The 21584-nt window shown below is 42.7% G+C and carries 22 protein-coding genes; 15 read left to right on the top strand and 7 right to left on the bottom strand.

All coding sequences use genetic code 11. From position 1 onward, the window contains the following. Positions 1–49: 49 nt before the first annotated feature. Together A587_RS0115555 and A587_RS0115550 are read right to left on the bottom strand one after the other, a co-directional pair. Positions 50–820 carry an amidohydrolase gene (locus tag A587_RS0115555; RefSeq protein ID WP_017218347.1) on the bottom strand — a complete coding sequence of 257 codons (771 nt, stop codon included), beginning with the start codon at positions 818–820 and terminating at the stop codon, positions 50–52. After that, positions 808–1947 carry a methionine aminotransferase gene (locus tag A587_RS0115550; protein ID WP_017218346.1) on the bottom strand — a complete coding sequence of 380 codons (1140 nt, stop codon included), beginning with the start codon at positions 1945–1947 and terminating at the stop codon, positions 808–810. The genes A587_RS0115555 and A587_RS0115550 overlap by 13 nt, the downstream gene beginning before the upstream one ends. Positions 1948–2049: 102 nt before the next feature. On the opposite strand from A587_RS0115550, the gene A587_RS0115545 reads away from it, so the two are divergent. Genes A587_RS0115545 through A587_RS0115535 form a run of 3 tightly spaced genes read left to right on the top strand, consistent with a single transcriptional unit; the run spans position 2050 to position 3886 of the window. Continuing rightward, positions 2050–2664: a methylthioribulose 1-phosphate dehydratase gene (locus A587_RS0115545; RefSeq protein WP_017218345.1), complete on the top strand. Its 615-nt coding sequence runs from the start codon at positions 2050–2052 to the stop codon at positions 2662–2664. Next, positions 2661–3347 (top strand): acireductone synthase, encoded by a 687-nt coding sequence (gene mtnC / locus A587_RS0115540; protein ID WP_017218344.1) that lies wholly within the window; start codon positions 2661–2663, stop codon positions 3345–3347. Before A587_RS0115545 ends, mtnC begins: the two co-directional genes overlap by 4 nt. Beyond that, complete coding sequence (locus tag A587_RS0115535; RefSeq protein WP_017218343.1) at positions 3344–3886, top strand: 1,2-dihydroxy-3-keto-5-methylthiopentene dioxygenase; 543 nt, start codon at positions 3344–3346, stop codon at positions 3884–3886. The genes mtnC and A587_RS0115535 overlap by 4 nt, the downstream gene beginning before the upstream one ends. Positions 3887–3909: 23 nt before the next feature. Here A587_RS0115535 and A587_RS0115530 read toward each other — a convergent pair whose 3' ends face one another. The 3 genes from A587_RS0115530 to mtnA form a co-directional block, all read right to left on the bottom strand. Further along, positions 3910–4305, bottom strand: coding sequence for a hypothetical protein (locus A587_RS0115530; protein WP_017218342.1), 396 nt, complete (start codon positions 4303–4305; stop codon positions 3910–3912). A gap of 334 nt (positions 4306–4639) precedes the next feature. Beyond that, on the bottom strand, positions 4640–6583 hold the full coding sequence (locus A587_RS0115525; RefSeq protein WP_017218341.1) for an alpha/beta hydrolase family protein: 1944 nt from the start codon (positions 6581–6583) through the stop codon (positions 4640–4642). Between the two features lie 93 nt (positions 6584–6676). Next, positions 6677–7699 (bottom strand): S-methyl-5-thioribose-1-phosphate isomerase, encoded by a 1023-nt coding sequence (gene mtnA, locus A587_RS0115520; RefSeq protein ID WP_017218340.1) that lies wholly within the window; start codon positions 7697–7699, stop codon positions 6677–6679. 120 nt (positions 7700–7819) lie between these two features. Between mtnA and mtnK the strand changes: the two genes are divergently transcribed. Next, positions 7820–9022: an S-methyl-5-thioribose kinase gene (mtnK, locus tag A587_RS0115515; RefSeq protein WP_017218339.1), complete on the top strand. Its 1203-nt coding sequence runs from the start codon at positions 7820–7822 to the stop codon at positions 9020–9022. A 74-nt stretch (positions 9023–9096) separates the two neighbouring features. Here mtnK and A587_RS0115510 read toward each other — a convergent pair whose 3' ends face one another. Beyond that, the gene (locus A587_RS0115510) at positions 9097–10878 is read right to left on the bottom strand and encodes a DUF885 domain-containing protein (RefSeq protein WP_017218338.1); all 1782 of its coding nucleotides are present in this window, start codon (positions 10876–10878) and stop codon (positions 9097–9099) included. 384 nt (positions 10879–11262) lie between these two features. Between A587_RS0115510 and A587_RS0115505 the strand changes: the two genes are divergently transcribed. The 11 genes from A587_RS0115505 (at position 11263) to hemB (ending at position 20971) form a co-directional block, all read left to right on the top strand. After that, the gene (locus A587_RS0115505) at positions 11263–12264 is read left to right on the top strand and encodes a GGDEF domain-containing protein (protein ID WP_017218337.1); all 1002 of its coding nucleotides are present in this window, start codon (positions 11263–11265) and stop codon (positions 12262–12264) included. 118 nt (positions 12265–12382) lie between these two features. Next, a complete protein-coding gene (gene ubiE, locus A587_RS0115500; RefSeq protein WP_010376465.1) occupies positions 12383–13138 on the top strand; it encodes a bifunctional demethylmenaquinone methyltransferase/2-methoxy-6-polyprenyl-1,4-benzoquinol methylase UbiE in 756 nt (251 codons plus the stop codon). An 8-nt stretch (positions 13139–13146) separates the two neighbouring features. Beyond that, positions 13147–13761 (top strand): ubiquinone biosynthesis accessory factor UbiJ, encoded by a 615-nt coding sequence (locus A587_RS0115495; RefSeq protein ID WP_017218336.1) that lies wholly within the window; start codon positions 13147–13149, stop codon positions 13759–13761. A gap of 1 nt (position 13762) precedes the next feature. Continuing rightward, positions 13763–15367: a ubiquinone biosynthesis regulatory protein kinase UbiB gene (gene ubiB, locus A587_RS0115490; protein ID WP_017218335.1), complete on the top strand. Its 1605-nt coding sequence runs from the start codon at positions 13763–13765 to the stop codon at positions 15365–15367. A 60-nt stretch (positions 15368–15427) separates the two neighbouring features. Then, complete coding sequence (gene tatA / locus A587_RS0115485) at positions 15428–15664, top strand: Sec-independent protein translocase subunit TatA (protein WP_017218334.1); 237 nt, start codon at positions 15428–15430, stop codon at positions 15662–15664. Between the two features lie 6 nt (positions 15665–15670). Beyond that, on the top strand, positions 15671–15982 hold the full coding sequence (tatB, locus tag A587_RS0115480) for a Sec-independent protein translocase protein TatB (protein WP_010376473.1): 312 nt from the start codon (positions 15671–15673) through the stop codon (positions 15980–15982). A gap of 113 nt (positions 15983–16095) precedes the next feature. After that, positions 16096–16839 carry a twin-arginine translocase subunit TatC gene (gene tatC / locus A587_RS0115475; protein WP_026001017.1) on the top strand — a complete coding sequence of 248 codons (744 nt, stop codon included), beginning with the start codon at positions 16096–16098 and terminating at the stop codon, positions 16837–16839. Beyond that, positions 16836–17336, top strand: a complete 501-nt coding sequence (locus A587_RS0115470; protein WP_017218332.1) for a hypothetical protein — start codon at positions 16836–16838, stop codon at positions 17334–17336. Before tatC ends, A587_RS0115470 begins: the two co-directional genes overlap by 4 nt. Beyond that, a complete protein-coding gene (locus A587_RS0115465) occupies positions 17336–18112 on the top strand; it encodes a TatD family hydrolase (protein ID WP_017218331.1) in 777 nt (258 codons plus the stop codon). The genes A587_RS0115470 and A587_RS0115465 overlap by 1 nt, the downstream gene beginning before the upstream one ends. A gap of 8 nt (positions 18113–18120) precedes the next feature. Then, a complete protein-coding gene (locus A587_RS0115460; RefSeq protein WP_017218330.1) occupies positions 18121–19959 on the top strand; it encodes a sensor domain-containing diguanylate cyclase in 1839 nt (612 codons plus the stop codon). 1 nt (position 19960) lies between these two features. Next, positions 19961–20971 (top strand): porphobilinogen synthase, encoded by a 1011-nt coding sequence (gene hemB, locus A587_RS0115455; RefSeq protein WP_026001016.1) that lies wholly within the window; start codon positions 19961–19963, stop codon positions 20969–20971. 82 nt (positions 20972–21053) lie between these two features. On the opposite strand, the gene A587_RS0115450 is transcribed toward hemB, so the two are convergent. Beyond that, positions 21054–21443, bottom strand: a complete 390-nt coding sequence (locus A587_RS0115450; protein WP_017218328.1) for a hypothetical protein — start codon at positions 21441–21443, stop codon at positions 21054–21056. Positions 21444–21584: the final 141 nt, after the last annotated feature.

Raw genomic sequence — 21584 nt, 5'->3', positions numbered from 1 at the left:
GCCCAACTAAGCTTTTTAGTTGGGCATACTATGCATGTACCAATGTGTATTATGCCAGCGTAAATTTATCCGCATCGAGATGAGCAGGAAATTTAGCTTTATACTGCTGCAAGTCGCTCAGTTTTAGCTTTACGGTAATAACTTCTGCTTGGTCATCTGCTGCCGTAACAATACTATTACCATTGAAGTCAATCGCTTTAGTACCACCATTATGCGCAGTGCCATACCCATCTTCACCTACGCGATTTACCGCGAGCACAAAGCACTGATTCTCGATTGCACGAGCAGCCAGTAAAGTATCCCAATGATTTCGGCGTGCCGCTGGCCAGTTTGCAATATTAATCATAACCTCATAATCGTTCTGATTACGCTGAAATACTGGGAAACGTAAGTCATAGCAGATCTGCGGTAGGAATTGAATGCCTTTTAATTCGAACACTTCACGGTGCTCACCTGCAACGACAAAATCGCCCTCATTACCCAAACAGAATAAGTGTCTTTTGTCATAATGAAGTATCTTTCCATCCGGCTGGCACCACACCATACGGTTGGCCTTTTTATCTCCTTGCGGAACCAGTACGCTGCCCGCTACAACAGCCTGAAAGCGCTGAGCACATTGCTGTAAAAACTCGATGGCTGCATCAGCATAGCGCTCAGCATCCGGCTCTTTTACGGCGAAGCCGGTAGCAAATGTTTCTGGTAGCAAAATTAAATCGCTTGGCTCGACATTTTCTAGCAAACGTTCAATATGGGTAAAGTTGTCCTCAGGTGAAAGCCACTGGATATCTGTTTGAACAAGGGTAACGGTTAAAGTTGACATAAGCGTTTTGCAGCCTCTTCTAATGTCTGGTTTTCCTTAGCAAAGCATAATCGAATGACCTTGTCTTCAGGTGCTCGTTGGTAAAAAACGCTAAGTGGCACTGCCGCAACGCCAACCTCTTCCACCAGATAGCGACAAAAGGCAACATCATCAAGATCAGAAATTTCACTGTAATCCAAAAGCAAAAAATAAGTCCCTTCACTTGGTAATAGCGTAAATCGGCTTGACGCTAACGCCTTAACCAGAACATCGCGTTTTTGTTGATAAAATCCACTCAGCTCATCAACGTGCTCAGGGTGTTCAGCAAGCATATCAGCCAATGCAAGTTGTGCCGGAGTGAAGCTTGAAAACGTTACATATTGATGGATCTTTCTAAATTCAGCAGTCATTTGCTTTGGCGCTACACAGTAACCCATTTTCCAGCCTGTACTATGAAAGGTTTTACCAAAACTAGAGATCACAAACGCACGCTCAAACAATGCTGAATCAGTTAATGCGCTCAGATGGGGCAAACCATCAAAGGTAATATGCTCGTATACTTCATCACTGATCAATAACAAGTCATGCTGATTGAGCAGCTGTTTCAGTTGCTCTAAATCTGACGGCTTCAGCGTTTTAGCCGACGGGTTATGCGGTGTATTGATGATAATAGCACGGGTATTTGGGTTGATACTCGCTGCGACTTGTTGCCAATCAATTTGGTAATGCGGCGCAGTCAATGCAATATGCACAGCTTTCCCGCCAGCAAGTTCAATTGCAGGTTCATAAGAGTCGTAAGCCGGATCGAATACAATAACTTCATCCCCTTCAGATACTATTGCCTGAATTGCCACGAAGAGTGCTTCCGTTGCACCCGAGGTCACCGTGATCTGTTCTTGTCCTGAAACACTCACCTGATAACAACGTTCAATTAATGCCGCAACTTGTGCTTGCAAGCTCGGTACGCCGGCAGAAGGCGAATACTGGTTTTGACCTTCGCCAACATAGTGGCTAAGTTGCGATTTTAGGTAATCAGGCGCATCAAACTCCGGAAAGCCTTGCGATAAGTTGATCGCACCATGCTCGTTCGCTAATGCCGTCATTTGGCTAAAGATACTAATTCCAACCTGAGGTAACTTACTTTTCACTGCAACACTCTCTTTCTTATGGTGCTAATCGTGAGTGGATGCTATCATTGCTCAAAATAGATGTATAGCCGTCCAAACGCATTTAATTTATAGGTGTTAACTATGCACACACAAGCCGCAAAACTTGCGCTTATCGACGCAGGAGCTTGGGTTGCTCAGCAAGGCTGGGTTCCCGCGACTGGTGGTAATTTCTCTATCAAAACAGACTCTGGCTTTGTTGTCACGGCCAGCGGCTTTGATAAAGGTAAATTAACACCAGAACAATTTCTGGAATTAGACTCCACAGGCACCATCATTGCCGGTAGTGGCAAGCCTTCAGCCGAAACTGCATTGCACCTAAAATTATATGAATTATGCGTGGGTGCACAGTGTATATTACACACTCATTCCGTTGCTGCGACTGTGTTATCGCGATTTATTCAAGGCGAGCAATTTCAGATCTGTGGTTATGAAATGCAAAAGTCACTGTCTGGCATTCAATCGCATGAAGAAACCTTATCCATTGCTATTTTTGATAACGATCAGGATATAGAGCGGCTAGCACAGCGCGTGGCGCAATCTCATCAAACTACACCGGTTATACACGGTGTATTGATCCGAGGTCACGGGTTATATGCAGTGGGCCGTACAGTGCAAGAAACTCGTCGTCATATTGAGGGCTTAGAGTTTTTATTTGCCTGCGAATTAGAACGCATCAAATTGGAGGGGCGCCAATGATCAAAGCCATTTTAACAGATATTGAAGGGACAATTACCCGTATCTCATTTGTTAAAGAGATACTATTCCCGTATGCCGCTGCGCATTTACCGCAATTTATTCGCGACCATCAACATGACGCCGCCGTTGCCGAGCAAATTAGTGCTGTCAGAGCAGAATTGGATAATGATAGTGCTGATATTGATACCGTGATTGCCGCGCTACTTGAGTGGATCGCCGCTGATAAAAAAATCACGCCATTAAAACAGCTACAGGGTCTTGTTTGGCAGTTTGGCTATACAAACGGCGATTTTACTGGACATTTATATGAAGATGCCTACCAGTTTTTAACACAACAAAAAGCGGATGGTCGCAATCTCTACGTGTATTCCTCGGGTTCAGTGAAAGCGCAGCAGCTGCTTTTTGCCTACTCAGACTATGGTGATATTCGCCCGCTATTTAGCGACTACTTTGACACTAAAGTGGGTGCTAAGCAGGAAGTTTCTGCGTATCAGAATATTATTGCAGCCCTACCGTACGAAGCAGAGCAAATCCTCTTTTTAAGCGATATTGTTGCCGAGCTAGACGCAGCAAAGGCCGCTGGTATGCACACATTACAGCTGTTTAGAGATGCACAAGCAACATCACCTGAACATCCAGTTATATCAAGCTTTGAGCATTTTGATGAAGGGGCATTTTCATGAGTCAACTGACTATCTACCAGGTACAGAATCCAAGCCAAGCTTTACAACAAGAGCAAGACGCAAACATCATCGCATCTTTGCTCGCAGAGCTAGGCGTACGCTTTGAACAATGGCAGGCTAACACCGATATCACAGCTGAAATATCACAAGGCGACATTATTAATGCCTACCAAAGCGATATTGAAAGATTAAAGGCGCAAGGCGGTTATCAAACTGTCGACGTGATTTCACTTGCAAAGGGCAACCCAAGTGCCTCAGAGTTGCGACAAAAATTTCTTTTTGAACATACTCATAGCGAAGATGAAGTGCGTTTTTTTGTTAAAGGACAAGGGCTATTCTGCTTACACTTAAACGATAAGGTTTACCAAGTTCTATGTCAGCAAGGTGACCTAATCTCAGTACCAGAAAATACGCCTCATTGGTTCGATATGGGTAGCGATCCAGAATTTACCGCCATTCGCCTATTCAATAATCAAGAGGGTTGGGTTGCAAAAAGCACGGACTCTGAAATTGCAAAACAGTTTCCATTACTTGATTAATCCAAGTCTGAATACTCACAGTGTTAACGAAGCGCTGTGAGTGCTTGCTTACTCATGTTAGACTCACAACCTTCAACAAAATACACACCGATATGGTTATCACGATAAGCGTGATTATATTTACCGAAAAAATCTGCTTGAAACTTAAACCCAGCGTCGTCCAACTCAACCAAAAGCTTATCCACCACATCCCACGACATGGTCAGTGGTGAAAAAAGCAGAGTATTTGTGTGCATGCCGATTGGAATTTCGGCCTCAGAGGGCGATATAACTAAGCTATCTGTCGTATCGATAAACAATTGTTCAAACACCTGAGGGGGACAACTTGCAACTATATGGATGTAGGTTTTTTGCGGGTGAATAGAGTGGCAACTGCATAAGGCCAGTACAACCACACCAATAATGAACCATCCCTTCATTAGCGACTTTCCTTACTTCAAAGTCCCCATAGTAGAACAGCTTGTCCCCAAAAATAAAATGAAGATTTTGTGACTACTTCACGAAAAAAGCGGTAAGCAAAATGCATTTGCGCGCCAATAGTAGGCTATTAGCACGCAAATTCAACGTGATTAGTACCAAGTCATTACCATAGAGGCGTTACTTACTTGCAATCAGATAAAATAGTTAATCTGATTAGATTTAATACCAGAGGGTACTAAAAAGTATACTGCAATATTCAGCAACAAAACTGCCGCTAATAAAACTTTAAATTACAAAGTTCAGGGTGGCGCTCACCCTGCTCTTTAATGCAAATTATAACTGCAGAGGTTCTTCTAGGAATGCGAGCACTTTCTTAAAGTATTTCAGACGATGTTCCGGTTTATAGAAACCATGCCCTTCATCTTCAAGTAAGTAATACTGATAAGGTTTATCAGCCTTTTTCAGTGCATCAATTAAAGATTCCGCTTGTTCAATTGGCGCTCTTTGGTCCTCACCACCATGTACGATAAGGACAGGAACCTTAAGCTTATCGACATTATAGCTTGGAGAAAATGCTTTTAACTGCTTCTCATCGGTACCAAGTACACGTTCTAAATATGCGACCCCAGAGCTACGCTGAGCAACATCACCTTCTTCAAACATCAGTGGTAAATCGTATACACCAACCACACCGACTGCGCATTGGAATAAGTCGGGTTCTAATATTGCGCTTTGCAATGCAGAATAGCCACCAAAACTAGCCCCCATAATACAAATCCGCTTTTTATCGACGATACCTTTAGAGATTAAGTCACGGGTTCCATCGATGATGTCATATTGAATTTCCTTGCCCCACTTTTGGTAGCCAAGTACTTCAAATGCATCTCCATAACCACCGGATCCTCTAAAGTTAACTTGTAACACAGCCATTCCTCTGCTCGCAAGCATTTGTACTTCAGGGTCAAACTGCCAATAATCTCTTGGTCCATGAGGTCCACCATGAGGCATAACAATCAAAGGAAGGTTTTTCTTTTCTGCGTTTATTGGTGTTGTTAGATATCCATGAATAGTGAGTCCATCACGGCTTGCGAATTTAACAGGCTCGACTGTAGACATTTGATTTGGTTTAATCCAGCCTCTTGCAGACGCAAGATATTTCATCTTGTTGGCTTTACTATCATAAAGGTAATAATCCCCAGGATTGGTATCGCTGCTTGCGAATACAACCACTTGTCCACCATCTCTCGTACTACTTACAATACGTATTTGATTTCCAGGGATCGAGGCTATCAGAGACTTTAGGCGTTGACTCCAATCAGCACTTTCATCAATAAATGCATAGGTAGGATATCCGGGGTCTAGTTCAATAGCGAAAGGGGATTTATCAATCGGATCTATCCATACTTTTGTTGGATCAACCACTTTATCTTGAAAAACATGAGTGAGTTTTTTGCTTGCTAAGCCTAATTTATAGAAAGCCATGGGCTCACCAGCCGTCGATGCTGAAAGATAAACTGACGTTCCAGTTTTATCGAATCCATGCATCCAGAAATCATCTAAGTTGTTTTCTAATGTGAGCTCTGCCCATTTTGAGTCTGCTTCTTCACGGATGAAAACTAATGAATTGCCATCATCATCCTCAGACACAACGGCGCGAACCTCTCCTTGGTGATCGGTCAAAAAGCGCCCCATTTTTCTTGGAGAATTCGTTACTTTGCGCCTGACACCAGTATGAACGTTAACCTCGTAAACTCGTGTAGTAGGCTCTTTCGAGCCTGTCCAAGGATAGGTCACAATCAACATCTTGTTTTCGTCATTGACCAAAGGGTCAAGAATATAAGATGTACCATACAGCGGGGTAGCTTTGCGCAAACGAGACCCCGTTTGTCCCTCACCTTGGTAACCCACCAAATACTTACCACGGCTTCCATCTACATTTACGCCGAATAACTCGCCATGAAACTCAGGGTGATCTTTCCAACCTCTTATATATTCCTTTTCTAATACCACGCGATCATCATTCACCCATTCATAGCGGCCGATTTGAGCATTGTCATTGAATCGCACGGCATGAATCAGTTTGAATTTATCAAGTTGTAAAAAACCTAATGTGTTTTTACCTTCTCTTTTAGTGATAAAACTAAGATATTCTCCGTTAGGTGATATCTTCACATCAGAAAACTCACTACCTTTACTAAAAGACTCTAGCGGTATTTCCTGTTTAGCGAATGCATTAGCAGCTAAAGCCAACAACATCAGAGCAATAAACTTCTTCATCCTGTTTTACTTTCTCCATTTATATCGAAGCACAAAATGGGTACAGTTTAACAAGATTTTGGATTTACGAGTAGTTAAAACAATTACAAATGTTTAACTTTGTGAAAATACACCTAGGGCAACCTCATCACCCGTAAACAACCCCGTATCCAACACCCATCCGGTGATCAAACTCGCTGGCGTAACATCAAATGCCGGGTTATATACCTCGGCATTGTTGGGTGCCCATTGGCAATCACCAAAACTACCACTGACACCTGTTACTTCGCTTTTGGCGCGTTGTTCAATTGGAATGGCTGCGCCATTTGGACAGCTGCTATCTAAAGTTGTGATTGGGGCGACCACATAAAAAGGAATATTATGGAAATGAGCTAACACCGCTAGATTATAAGTGCCGACTTTATTGGCAAAATCACCGTTTGCCGCAATCCTATCTGCCCCTACAAAGATTTTATCGACTTTACCCGCCGCCATTAAACTCGCAGCCATATTGTCACAAATTAGCGTGTATGGGATTTGCCATGCATCTAGTTCAAACGCGGTAAGCCTACCACCTTGCAACAGTGGTCTAGTCTCATCAACCCAAACATGAATGTCACCATGTTGTTTTGCAGCATGATGAATTACGCCGAGTGCGGTGCCTACACCTGCCGTTGCCAGCGCACCAGTATTGCAGTGAGTAAGAATGTTGTCTCCCGCATTCACAAGCTCCGCGCCTATGTTTGCCATACGGTCGCATAACGCAGTGTCTTCTTCAAATAACTGTTCAGCGGTTGTGATCACTTGTTGTTGCCAATCATTCGCTTGTAACGCTTCACGCAATCTCGCCATGCAGTGCATTAAATTCACCGCTGTAGGGCGCGTTGCTTCAAGTTCATCTATCGAGCGAGCAATGGTGTCTTTATCTTCTCCCTGTTCGGCAAGATAACCAATTAATAAACTGGCCGCTAAACCAATAAGCGGAGCACCACGAACCTTAAGTGTCAGAATTAGCTCGCTCATCGTCGCAACGTCGCGGCATTCATGCCACACCTGTTGATGTGGCAGTAAGTATTGATCCAATACCTGTACCACGCCCGATTCGTATTTAAGACTACGTGCAATTAAGGTTTTCATGACATCCCGCTCTTTCAAAGTGTACTAATGATATTTTACATCAAGATCTAAAGAAGTATAGACATCTAAACATTTAAAAATATAGAATGCTAATAGCAAATATCCACAAGGTGCAGAAACATGTCGAGCTACATTGAATTTGATGCAGAAAAAGTTATTGATTACATTACTAATTTAGGAAGCTTCTTTGATAAAGATGCAACCTTATCTTGTTATGAGTTTGGTGATGGCAATCTGAATTTGGTTTTCCGCGTGCAAGATACGCAAGAAAATAGCATCATCGTCAAGCAAGCTTTGCCTTATGCTCGATGTGTGGGTGAGAGCTGGCCGCTTACATTAGACAGAGCCAGAATTGAAGCCAGTGTATTACAGCGCCATGGTGAGATCTGCCCAGATACCACAGCAAAAGTGTTGCACCATAATACGGAGTTAGCACTAACTGTGCTGGAAGATCTTGGTCATCTACGCATTTTACGCGGTGAATTAAACCAAGCGAACACTTTTGCAAGACTCAGTAAAGACGTCGCAAATTATCTAGCAAAAACCAGCTTTTACCACTCAAGTTTTTACTTAACACCGAGTGAAAAGAAAGCCCTAGTCACCGAGTTTACTAATCCCGAACTGTGCTCAATCACAGAAGATTTATTCTTTGACGACCCATACCGCGATGCTGAAAGAAACAACTTCCCAGAGGCGTTGCAATCGTCTGTGGAAATGCTGAGAAAAAATAAGACGTTATTAGTTGAAGTGGCAAAGCTCAAAGCCCAATTTCTCAATGCACCGGAAACCTTACTTCACGGTGATGTCCATACAGGCAGTATTTTCGTCGACGCCGAGCACACTAAGCTAATCGATCCAGAGTTTGGCTTTTTTGGCCCAATAGGCTTTGACTTAGGCTCATTTATCGGCAATTTATTGCTCAACTACTGTGCCCAACATGCTCGCATTAACGCTCTGCCAAAGCGTCGAAATATGCAGGTGTATTTACTCGATAGTATCGCCACCACTCTATCTAACTTCTATGTAACTTGGCTTGAACTGGCGAAAACACAAACACGCGACCTATCGTTGCAAGCAGAAGGCTACGCGGAATACTTCCTCACTAAGGTATTGCAAGACGCGGTTGGTTATTGTGGGTGCGAATTGATCCGCCGCACCATTGGTCTCGCGCATGTTGCAGACATAGATGCGATTGAAGATGAAGACGCGCGCTTAGCGGTACAACAGCGAGCACTACACTTAGGTGAACAGCTCATCATTAATGCCAATAAATGCCGAACGACAGATGATGTGTATCAGCTAATTATTAGTTTTGTAAACTAAACTAGCTTAGGCTAATAAAATAAAAAAGCCCAACGTCTTTACTTTGGGCTTTTTTATTAAATGGATAATCTCGATTACTTACGCGCTTGATTCATGGTGGTTTCAATATATTTGTCGATTTGCTCTTCAAGCACGAATAATGGCACAGAGCCATGACGTAAGATTTGATGGTGGAACTCACGGATATCAAATTGATCGCCAAGTGCTTTTTCCGCTTTGCGACGTAGGCGCTTAATGGTTAGCTCACCGATTTTGTATGACAGTGCTTGAGCCGGCCACGAGATATAACGGTCAGTTTCCGTTTTAACATTATGTAGGGACAAGGCTGTGTTGTCTTTCATAAAGTTCATCGCTCGCTCGCGACTCCAGCCAAACATATGCATGCCGGTGTCTACAACCAAACGAGCCGCTCGCCACATCTCGTAGGTTAAACGACCAAAGTCACTGTAAGGATCTTGATAGAACCCCGCTTCGATACCCAAAAACTCTGAGTATAACCCCCACCCTTCACCAAAGGCTGAAATGTATTCATTACGACGATATTCCGGTAGATAATCAAGCTCAGCATTCAAGGAGATCTGCAAGTGGTGGCCAGGCACGGCCTCATGTAGAGTCAATGCTTCTAACACATATAACGGGCGCTTATCCAACGCGTAAGTATTTACCCAATAATAGCCTGCGTCAGTATCGCTACGTGCACCCGAATAACGCCCAGTCGTGTATTTAGGCGCAATGCTAGCAGGCACTGGGGCGACACCGTATGGCTTTCTTGGTAATGTATGGAATAGCTTAGGTAGCTGAGCATCCATCTTCTTTGCTATATATGCAGCTTCTTTAAGTAACGCTTCGGGGGTTTTAGCATAAAACTGTGGATCGGTTCTTAAGAACTGCACAAAGTCGGCAAAAGATCCCTTAAAGCCTACTTTTTTAATAATTCTTTCCATCTCCGCACGGATCCGAGCCACCTCTTTAAGACCAAGCTCGTGGATCTCCTTAGGCGTCATATTCGTGGTGGTATAGTATTTCGCTCGGTTCGCATAAAACGCTTCACCATTTGGTGTAGAAGAAATTCCAATTTCGGTCCTAGCCGCTGGACGATACTCATTGACAAAGAAATTAAGGTAATCTTGATATGCTGCGATCACATCCCCTTTAATAATTTTTTTGGCACGCTGTTGCAGTGCTTTAAATTCGGCATCAGGTAAACCCGCTTGGTTTTGTGTAAACGGGCCATAAAACTCGGATTTTGTCACATCATCAACGATATAAGCTTCAATAGAACTTTCATAACCTTCAAGCACAGCTTGCGGCTGAGTCAGACCAATTGCCATGCCTTCTTTCATCCAGTCGATATTTTGCTTGAAATAACGAGGAACTTGCTGCAAACGTGCCAAATATAGCTCGTAACCAGCACGTTTCTTAAAGTCATGACTCGAGATCATAAAAGACAGACCGGAATGAAAACCGTATTCCGAAGTGAGCGGCATATAATGGCTATGAAACCTATATTCATCTACGTTATTCTGCACTTGTGCACGCAATATCGTGAGATTGATTTGGTTTTCCTCACTTAGCGCTGAAGTGTCGATATTATCGAGCTGTGCCAAAAACTGTAGGCGCTGCTGATTTGTGGTCGCCAACTTTTCTGCGCTGAGGTTTGGTAGTAGAAACTCTGCTTTTGTATCACTGCGACCATAGGCGTTGTTATCACTTCTAAATTTCATAACGCTGCCAGCTATTTGAGTAAACTCAGCGTTATTGTCACTTCCGGTAATAACACAACCAGATAGGGCGACAGTTAAATAAACGGCGACGCTTGAACGCTTAGTCCACAGCTTTAATTTTGGTGATAACACGCTGACTTCCTCAATACTTTGTTGTTACTCAGTTCGCGGTAAAATAGCCAAAAGATAATGATTATCCATCGTCCTGAGCTTTTTTATGATGAAATGAACTTTCTGCTAGTCAAAGTAGGAGAGTCCCGTAACAGATGCAACTTAATTCGATAGAATCACGAATATCTCAGATCGAATACAATTTACCCAACCTAGTAAAAATTGATGAGAAAATCAGCAATTCAACAAAAAAATGTAAATTTTCTATTTCAAAGACAAATTTTTTACTTTTAAATTCGGACGATACAGATTAATGTAGGTCTAGTGCAATTAGGACAAGAGTTACACCGAAGGAGCTGGTGGTAGTTCATTAACGTTTGATAATTAATTGTTGTGGTAAATGAAATGATGTTCCATGATCCCATGGCTGTTGCCCAAGAAAAAATGACACAGGTGTGCCTGTTTTTAGAGCAACATCATTTGCCGCCCACGCCTTTAAATTATCAGGTTGCTTATACCCATATTAGCGCCACGAACAAAGATCTTGACTGTGCCATCAACAAAGCCATCAAAGCGCACACAAAAATAGACTGCGTATTCATTGAACAACTCTACTACCAATTTTTAGATCAAGGTCAAAAGACACAATCTGAATTACTTGAAGGCGTTGATTCTTTGGTGACTGAATTACACGAAAATGCAGAAACCTCACAAAAGCAGGTTATTCGCTTTGCCCAACAAGTCAGTCAATGTGTGCATAATTTAGATGAACACAACATTCAAAAGAGTAAGCGCGCACTATCAACACTCACTAAACAAACTGAGCTATTGCTAAAACAGCACAAACAATTTAAACAAGCGTTAATAAAATCGCGTTTAGATTATGAACGTAATCAAAAATTACTACTCGACTTACGTAAACAACATTTATTAGACCCACAAACGGGTCTTTATAAGCGTCACTATCTTCATCAAAAAGTGTCCCTATGGCAATCACAGCAAAAATCTGTCTGCGCGCTTTCTATCCAAGTTGATAACCTTGAAGAGTTTTCAACGCGGTTTGGTGATGTTGTAGGTGAAGTTGTGCTTAATCGTATCGCCAATAATATCAAACGTTATGTCGTTGAAAGTGGCTTACCTGGTCGCACAGGTAAAAAAGAATTCACGGTTATCCTTGCCGATGTAGACTTAGATACCGCGAATGTTATCGCGGAAAAAGTGCGTAAAGGTGTTGAACGATTAAAGTTTGTCAGCGCGAAAGGGAAAATTCCATTACCTAATGTGTCTCTGGCTCTTGGGATAGCCCAACTTGCACCAGAGCAAGACTTTAACGTGTTGGCTAAACGTGCAGGTTATGCTGCGCAGAAGGCACATTCTCTCGGCCAACACTGTTATATTAGTCACTGATCTGCAATATCCTCTTTTGTTTGCATTTTCAACAATACAACACGGATAAGAAATTGCACCTACGGCTACCAATCAAGTACACTAGCAAGCATAGTTGCAGAGTAATGATGGAACCCACATGAAAGAGTCACAAGACAATACTACCCACTTTGGATACAAAACAGTCGAGACCGACAAAAAAGCCTCTATGGTTGCAGACGTATTTCATTCTGTAGCTGCAAAATACGACATCATGAATGATCTGATGTCATTCGGTATCCATCGTTTGTGGAAGCGTCAAACTATTGCCTGCTCTGGTGTACGCGCTGGTCACAAAGTACTTGATCTTGCTGGCGGTACGGGTGATTTAACCGCAAGATTTAGCGAATTAGTTGGTGATAAAGGACAAGTTGTTTTAGGTGATATTAACGACTCAATGCTTAAAGTAGGCCGCGAAAAATTACGCGATTCGGGACTTGTTGGCAATATTGAATACGTTCAAATGAACGCAGAAATGCTGCCATTTGACGATAATACTTTTGATGTCATCACTATTGCCTTTGGTTTACGTAACGTAACTGATAAAGATAAAGCATTGCGCTCAATGTACAGAGTACTAAAGCCAGGTGGACGCTTACTGGTACTTGAATTTTCAAAGACCGATAACGAGGCGCTGGCAAAGCTGTATGATATGTATTCATTTACACTATTACCTGCAATGGGCAAATTAGTTGCAAATGACAGTGAGTCTTATCGCTACCTTGCAGAATCTATTCGCATGCACCCAGATCAAGAAACGCTAAAATCCATGATGGATGAAGCCGGTTTTGAACAAACTGACTACCAAAATATGACCGGAGGCATCGTCGCCCTTCATCGCGGCTTTAAATTCTAGGAGTTGCTGTGTTAGCTTCATTACTTGGCGCCGTACTTGAGACGGCTTTAAACAAAGGCCTTAAACTCTCGCCTGAGCTAAAGCATGTGCTAAGTAAAGGCCAACACAAAGTGCTCAGTGTTGATATTCGAGATCAAAATACTTGTTTAGCTGTGACTTACACAGGCATTAACATTCACGTTTTATGTCCTTTTGATGGCGAAGCCGATTGTTCAATTAGTGCCGATTTACCAACCTTGCTTGAGCTCAAAGATCCAAGCCAACTCACTGCGCTTATCCGTCAAGATAAGCTCGACCTTGAAGGGGATTTGGCGCTCGCACAACTATATAGTAATGCATTAGCAACACTTGATATTGATTGGGCGGAACACCTCGCCAAATATGTCGGTGATGGGCCCGCACAAGTTGCCGTAGATGCTTTTCATAAGTTGGCGCATCGCGCAAAGCAAGATGGACAGGTAGCCAAGGCAACCCTAACTGGGTTATTTCAAGATGAGTTGAAGGTTGCGCCTCACCCGCTCGAGTTTCAACAGTTTAAGCAGCAAGTGAGAACATTAAACAATCAAGTCGAAAGCTTAAATCAACGCCTCAGCGCATTACTTCAGCAAAACAAAGGAAATTAGGTTGTCTTTACTTCGCTTGCATCAGATCACCAAAACATTTTTAACCTATGGTTTAGACGAAATCGTCCCTGCGCATAAGCAGCCTTGGTACGGTAAACTCGCTCGAGCGAGTTTGTTTTGGCTACGCAACAAACATAAAGACAAACCAGTAGGCACACGCCTACGTCTGGCATTACAAACTTTGGGGCCGGTGTGGATCAAGTTCGGCCAGATGCTTTCAACCCGTCGAGATTTACTACCACCAGATATTGCTGAAGAACTTGCATTTTTGCAGGATCAAGTTCAACCATTTGACCCCGCGATGGCACAAAAGCTCATTGAGCAAGCACTAGAAATCGACAATATTCATGAATACTTTGCTGAATTTGAATCAAAACCGCTAGCTTCAGCCTCGATAGCGCAAGTACATGCAGCCAAGCTACAACACAAAGATGAGTTAAAAGATGTCGTGATCAAAGTTATTCGTCCCGATATCGAGAAACAAATCCATGCAGACCTCTCTTTAATGGAGCGTTTCGCTAAAATCGTTGTCAACTTACTCAGCGAAGGAAAACGCCTGCGCCCAGTGGAAGTTGTTAGGGAATACAAAAAAACCTTACTCGACGAGCTAGACTTGATGCGAGAAGGCGCGAACGCAATTCAACTCAGACGCAACTTTGAAGACTCAGATTCACTGTATATCCCTGAGGTATATAGTGATTATTCACGTAAAAACGTGCTGGTGATGGAACGCATCTACGGTATTCCGGTTTCAGACACCGAAGCCTTGTTAGCACAAGGCACCAATATGAAATTGCTGGCCGAGCGCGGCGTGGAAGTCTTTTTCACACAGGTATTCCGTGACAGTTTTTTCCACGCAGATATGCATCCTGGCAATATTTTTGTCTCTCGTGAAAATCCTCATAATCCTAAGTATATTGGTATAGATTGCGGCATAGTCGGCACCTTAAACCGCGAAGATAAACGCTATTTGGCCGAAAACTTTATCGCCTTTTTTAATCGTGATTACCGCCAAGTAGCGCAACTTCATGTGGATTCTGGTTGGGTTCCTGCAGATACCTGCGTAGAAGAGTTTGAGTTTGCCATTCGCACTGTATGCGAACCCATTTTTAACAAACCGCTTGCAGAAATCTCTTTTGGTCATGTGCTAGTAAATTTGTTTAATACGGCAAGACGGTTCAACATGGAAGTGCAACCACAGCTAGTATTATTGCAAAAAACCCTGCTGTATGTAGAAGGCCTAGGGCGCCAACTTTATCCGCAGTTAGACCTGTGGAAAACGGCCAAACCTTTTTTAGAGCATTGGGTGCAAGAACAAGTTGGCCCTCTCGCGGTGGCGAAAAAGCTATATGCGAATTTACCATTTTGGGCTGAAAAAATGCCTGAACTGCCAGATTTGATTTACCAAAATCTTAAGCGCCGCCCCCCTCCAGCTGTCACACAAAAAGCAGATACTGCGACTAAGCCTCTATTATTGGGCTTAGCAGCGAGCAGTTTTGCAATTATATCGGGATTGAGCTTTATTTTTGACAAGCCTGTCGCAAGTAGCCTACTTGCGATTATTGCCGTGCTAGTATTTATTGGCGCATGGCGTAAAACAGGGTGATTTTTTGCTCGCTAGGCGTATAATCATTATTCATAAGCAGTAAGTATCAATGGAGTTATTATGGGATTCGGTGGGATCAGTATTTGGCAATTACTTATTATTTTAGCCATCATTGTTTTGTTATTTGGAACTAAAAAACTACGCGGTATTGGTAGTGATTTGGGTGGTGCAGTTAAAGGCTTTAAAAAGGCGGTATCGGATGAGCAAACTGCGACTGACGCTGAGCCTGAAAAGTTAAAAAATACAACAACTGAGCAAGCACAACCGGTATCAGAGAAAGAAAAAGATAAGGTGTAATTCAGCATGGGTATGTGGGAGTTAGTGGTCGTTCTTATCGTTGGCCTAATTGTACTTGGCCCTGAACGTCTTCCCGTTGCAATCCGCACCGTAGCAAGATGGATAAAAACGGTAAAATCTGTCGCCAATTCAGTCAAGGCTGAAGTGAGTGAAGAATTACGTGTTCACGAGCTACATAATAACTTGAAGAAAGCGGAACAACAGGGAATGCAAGATTTGGCCCCCGAACTCAAGCAATCCGTTCAAGAGTTACAAGATGCGGCTGAATCAGTCAGACATTCTTATAAATCAACCGAAAATAATAAAAACAAAGACTAATCAATCTAGCAGTTAGATAGTTCAGTCAAAGGCTAGTTTTGGGTAATTTAGACGCCCAAACAGCTCCTTTTTGTTATATCTAACTGGAATTATATTCGTACGAGTCAAGTTACATGACAGAATCAGCCCAAAGTGGATTTATAGCTCACCTTGTTGAGTTAAGAAACCGCTTAATGAGAGCGTTATTGAGCGTTTTCGTTATCTTTGTTGCTTTGGTGTACTTCGCCAATGATATCTATGCCTTCGTTGCTGCACCGCTTGTAAATAGCTTGCCTAGCAACACAACCATGATAGCTACAGATGTTACAGCGCCGTTTTTTGCTCCGTTTAAATTAACGCTTTTTGTGTCACTATTTGCCGCTGTGCCTTTTATTTTGCATCAGGTGTGGGGCTTTATCGCACCCGGTTTATATAAACACGAAAAACGTATGCTTATCCCCATATTACTCTCAAGTGTATTGTTATTTTATGGCGGAATAGCATTTTGTTACTTTGTTGTCATGCCTATCATACTTGGCTTTTTTACCAGTGTGGGGCCTGAGATGATGACATTGTCACCGGATATTAGCAGTTACCTTGGCTTTATCCTTAAGCTATTTTTTGCTTTTGGCATCGCCTTTGAAATTCCCGTCGCTATCATGCTTATATGTTGGAGTGGCATGACAACCCCTGCGAGCTTAAAAGAGAAACGACCTTATGTTGTCGTTGGTGCTTTTGTCATCGCAATGTTTTTAACTCCACCAGATGTTCTATCTCAAACTCTATTGGCACTCCCTATGCTACTCTTGTTTGAACTAGGACTCATTCTAGCCAAATTTTACAGCGCCAAACCAAAACAACAGGAGTCAGAACAATGAAAAAAACCATGATACTGTTCGCACTAGGATTTTCCTCTTTATGCGCCGCAGAGCCGATAAATACGCAAGCACTACAAGCTTGTACTCTGATTGAAAATGATTTTAAACGACTCATGTGCTACGACAATGTGATTGCTAATAAACCAATCACGGAAACACATTCAAGCAAAGCGCCTGTAAACAAAGATAAAATAAACACAGTGCGCAATGAAAAAAAAGCAGAATTGAAAGAAGATGGCTTTGGTTTAGAGCATAAAGTTAAAGCGGCAAGCGAAGAAATCGAAGAAATTACAGCTAAACTCGTAAAAACAACCACTCAAGGCCGCGATAAAATGGTATTCACCTTAGACAATGGTCAAGTATGGAGGCAAGTTTCTTCAGAAACTTTTTTCGCCAATGAAGGAGACACATTAATTATTGAACGCGCGTCTTTTGGCTCTTTTTTAATGAAGAAAGCGGGCTCAAACCGTACAACGCGAGTTAAACGAGTTAACTGATGAACACGATGTTCGATGCTGGTGTAAACCTCACCAGCTCGCAATTTTCATCCGATTTGGCCGAGGTAATTGCTAGAGCCAAAAACGCTGGCATAGAATCTATGCTCGCCATTGGCTGCGATTTAACAAGCAGCGAACAAAGTATTTCACTCGCTGAGCAATACCAGCTTTATTGTACAGCAGGTGTCCACCCTCACGACGCAAAAGATGCACCTGACACGCTCTACGATGATCTCCTCACTCTTTTAAAAAGTAGCAACAGGGCTATTGCTGTTGGTGAATGTGGCTTGGACTTTAATCGCGACTTTTCACCAAGGCCGATACAACAAAGCGTATGCTTGACGCAACTGCAGTTAGCAGAAGCTATTGATTATCCAGTGTATCTGCATGAAAGAGACGCGCACGATGCGCTATTTTCGTTACTGCAAGAAGTTAACGTTCATGGAGTACTTCACTGTTTTACTGGTGACCATAACGCACTACGACGTTACTTGGACTATGGGTTAATGATAGGCATCACAGGCTGGGTTTGCGATGAACGTAGAGGCCAAGCACTACAAGATCTAATCCAGTACATCCCCCTAGACCGTTTGCTGTTGGAAACTGATGCGCCCTACCTACTACCTAGAACAATTAGCCCAAAGCCCAAGTCTCGCCGCAATGAACCAATGTATTTATCTTATGTGGCTGAACAAATTGCACACCTAAAACAATGTCCTGTCACGGAAGTGATGAGCACGACTTCGGCTAATTTTAAACAGCTGTTTGTGAGGTAAAGCCAGTAATGCGCATTGTGTTGTCTTTACTTATATTGATATACAGCTCTGCTGTATTTTCTGCCGTCACTATTTCAGAGTCATTTAAGGTAGAACATCAAGTAAAGCTAAGTTACACACTGAGTAAATATGCATCGTTAAACGAACTGCTTGCGGCTCCTGTCGAATGGCATAGCAGCACCCAAATCCCCACAGGCCTTCGACCTGTAGCAAAGTACTTATGGCTAAAAATAGCGCTGCACAATACTAATAACTCGCTCACGCCAGTATTGGTAAGTATAAACAATAATCTCATCGATGCGGTAACTGCCTATCATGTCAGGCCGAACCATCCAATATTCAGCTTAGATATGGGCGATGCCTTGCCACTGATTAAGCGACCACTAAAGTATGAATCTCTAGTTGTTCCGCTTGAGCTGCAGCCACAAACGCAAAGCCATTTATACTTACAGATCAGTGATGAGGGGGTTATCACGGCTCCTCTTGCAATTTGGGAGCCGAATGAATACCTCCAATTTAAGAGTAAATTTAATCTTATTTTTGGAATTTTAGCAGGCTTTGTACTAGCACTCGCCCTAACCAATGCCACGCTCTATTGTGTTACAAAAAAAGGTTACTTTTTATGTGCCACTTTGTTTATCGCTACAGTATGGCTTTTCAATGCACATATCTATGGCTTTGGTTATCGATATTTTTACTCTTCATGGCAGTGGTTTCAACAGTATGGTCAAGGCATGATGATGTTATTGCTCAGCGCACTGCTGTTGCCCGCTTTGAGTTATTGCTCTGGAAAGTCACTGCTTGCGCACCCAAAGCTGACGAAAAGAAAGGCCATTCTAGCGACATTGTGCTTGTTTCTGCTCATTGCTTTTTTACCTGTTTCTCAGTCTCTCCTGCTAGCGCTTAGCATCAGCTTTATTGTCTCTGTATTGATTATCTATACGCTCGCTCGTGTTAACCACAAGAGTCGAAATATCTTAATTGCAATCGCACTCTGCCACTTTATCGTAATTAGCTACCCGTTTACGGTTGAGCTGGGGGTTCAGTCCGGCAGCTTTTTGAGCCATTTGGGTTACTTTGGTATTTTTGTCGTTGAAGCCACGTTGCTGAGTTACCTGCTCATACGTCTATATATATTTCAAAGAGATGAAAAGCTGGCCAAGCAACAGCAACGGCTAGCTCATACTCAAGCTGAAGATGCCCTATTAAAAGAAAAGCTTAAACTACAAGAACAGGCCCAGTACGACTTAGAGTCCAACATTGAGGAACGCACTTTTGAGCTTCAAGTCACATTAAGGGAACTTGAGGATAAAAACCGAGAGCTCGAGCGCATGAACATGGAAGATCCACTCACAAAAGTGAAGAACCGGCGCTATTTCGACAAGCGTTTACAGATGGAAGTACGTCGTTCAAGACGAGAGCAGACAGTATTGAGCCTTGTTATTTTTGATATCGATCACTTCAAAAAAATTAACGACAAATATGGTCACTTGGCTGGTGATCAAGCAATTTGCGAATTTGCCAACTTAATAAAATCACACTTGCGGCGACCACATGATGAAGTGTTCCGCTATGGTGGTGAAGAGTTTATTTTGCTACTACCAAACACCCCAGAAGAAGGTGCTGTCGGAGTAGCTGAACGCCTGAGAGTGGCTACAGCAGATCTCAATATCAAATTTGGTGAAGATACGCTTAAGTTGACCACCAGTGCAGGCGTTTATAGTGCAGTGGTTAGCGATCCACATAACCCACAGCTTTACACTGACAATGCGGACAAAGCCTTGTATCAAGCAAAACAGCAAGGTCGTAATCGTGTTGTTACTTTCAAACCCAATCAGGAGAACTAACGTGGCTCAATCAGGACTCGATCTTTTCCCCCTAACTCGCATGCGCAGAATGCGTCGCGATGACTTTTCAAGACGTCTAATGAGCGAAAGCACGCTAACGGTTAATGACTTAATCTATCCAGTATTTGTATTGGATGGTGAATCTAAGCGTGAAGCTATCCCATCAATGCCAGGTATTGAGCGTTTATCTATTGATCTATTAGTTGAGGAAGCCAAGCAACTAGTAGAGCTAGGGGTTCCTGCCATCGCCTTATTCCCAGTAACACCGGCGGAACAAAAATCGTTACTAGCTGAGGAAGCATACAACCCTGAAGGGATTGCACAAAGAGCGGTACGTGCTATTAAAGCAGCATGTCCTGAGCTTGGTGTGATCACCGATGTTGCATTAGACCCATTCACAGTCCACGGTCAAGACGGTATCTTAGATGAAGATGGTTATGTCATGAATGAAGAAACCGTGGAAGTATTAGTCAAACAAGCGCTTTCGCATGCAGAGGCAGGTGCCGATATCGTCGCCCCTTCCGATATGATGGATGGCCGAATTGGCGCTGTTCGTGAAGCACTTGAAGAGTGCGGTTTTATCCATACTCGTATCATGGCGTACTCTGCCAAGTATGCATCGAGTTATTATGGCCCTTTCCGCGACGCGATTGGCTCTGCAGGCAACCTAAAAGGTGCAGACAAGAAAACCTATCAAATGGATCCTGCTAATTCTGACGAAGCATTACGTGAAGTGGCTTTGGACTTACAAGAAGGTGCTGATATGGTGATGGTAAAACCAGGTATGCCATACCTTGATGTTGTCAGACGCGTTAAAGATGAGTTTGGAGTACCAACATTTGCTTACCAAGTCAGCGGTGAATACGCCATGCATAAGGCTGCGATTGATAACGGCTGGTTGGCTGAGAAGCCTGTTGTACTGGAGTCTCTACTAGCATTTAAGCGTGCTGGTGCGGATGGCATTTTGACTTACTTTGCAAAACAAGCCGCAATTTGGCTGAATGAAAAGTAATACCAATTGCATTAATGCAATTGGTGTGAAACCTTTAAATTTGAGCAGGTGAAACCCTCACCTGCACTTCCTTTATTACACCTTATCTGACCAAACTTTCTGCTTTTAAAAGCTCATCGCGATTCATTTTCCAGCTAAAGAAGCGAATAATACGACCATCATCAAGATATACCTCGGGAAGACTTACAATACCTAAAGAGCGCAACCTAATCGCCTGAATATGTTCCGTATGGATATAATGGGTTTTACCTAAAAAGTTATAGCTAACCCCCGCCTTATCTATATGCAGAAAACGCTTTCCGGTTAGTGACAGTATCAATATTGTTAGGGTAAAAAATAGTAAGGTAAGTGTAACTATTTGCAATAATGATGAGGGAGTATCTAAAATGAAAAACAGTTCATTACCCAGCCAGATAAGGGACAGTGCCAGTACATAGAAAAGCCAGTTTATTTCCAGCTCTAAAGTTCTCATTGAGTATCTCCTTTATTTACCCAACCACAATCAAATTTGAGCCCACGACGCAATAATGTGACTCTATTTATTGAAGAAAAGCTAATGATAAAGTGCTAATATTCCTAAAGCAAGAACTTTAAAATTAATAAAACATGAAAT

Source organism: Pseudoalteromonas sp. NJ631 (assembly GCF_000276645.1).
Classification (GTDB): domain Bacteria; phylum Pseudomonadota; class Gammaproteobacteria; order Enterobacterales; family Alteromonadaceae; genus Pseudoalteromonas; species Pseudoalteromonas piscicida.
Note: the sequence above shows the minus strand (reverse complement) of the source record. Positions and strands in the feature narration are given on the sequence as shown.